Annotated in this window: 2 tRNA genes; both read right to left on the bottom strand. The window is 45.4% G+C overall.

Annotated elements, in window-relative coordinates:
* Window positions 1-263: 263 nt before the first annotated feature.
* Window positions 264-337: transfer RNA gene (locus tag HMJ38_RS25115), tRNA-Ala, on the bottom strand.
* 211 nt (window positions 338-548) lie between these two features.
* Window positions 549-622, bottom strand: a tRNA-Ile gene (locus HMJ38_RS25110).
* Between the last annotated feature and the right edge of the window lie 114 nt (window positions 623-736).

The raw sequence follows: 736 nt of genomic DNA, 5'->3' as shown, positions 1-736 counted from the left end.
TTCACTTACTCTTTACACTCCGCACGCCTTTTGCCTCGTGCAGGTGCACTCTTTTACGGATCCAATCGCTTGGACCCTTTACTCTGTTGCATTCTCTGCTCAACATGTCAATGAACTTTTCTTTGGACATTTCCAAAGTGTGTGGAGGATAACGCCTGCCTGCCGGTAGGCAGGGATTCGAAACGTAGACCCTCCCGATGAAAACCGGGATGCTCTATTCCTTAATAATTCTTTTCTTATATCCCTTTTGGATAATCAAAGTGTGGAGGATAACGGATTCGAACCGTTGACCCCCTGCGTGCAAGGCAGGTGCTCTAGCCAGCTGAGCTAATCCCCCATTATTTCAATTTATCTGTAAATCTGAACAGCTGATCCTCCCGACAAAAGCCGGGGTGCTCTAGCCATCCCGATGACTATCGGGACAATCCCCCATTCATTTCAATATTGTTTCAGATTTCAAGATTTTGAACATTCCAACCTTTATCGGTATGCTCTTGCCATCCCAATAACTATCGGAACAATACACTATTAAATTTTAGGATATAAAGTGGGCCTGCGTGGACTCGAACCACGGACCTCTACATTATCAGTGTAGCGCTCTAACCACCTGAGCTACAGGCCCTTTATAAATATCAATTATATTTAAAATACAGAAACGAAACGGACAAGCCACAAGAAGGGCTTCCAGAAAGGAGGTGTTCCAGCCGCACCTTCCGGTACGGCTACCTTGTTACGA

The organism is Aquiflexum lacus, assembly GCF_015476655.1.
Taxonomy (GTDB): domain Bacteria; phylum Bacteroidota; class Bacteroidia; order Cytophagales; family Cyclobacteriaceae; genus Aquiflexum; species Aquiflexum lacus.
Note: the sequence above shows the minus strand (reverse complement) of the source record. Positions and strands in the feature narration are given on the sequence as shown.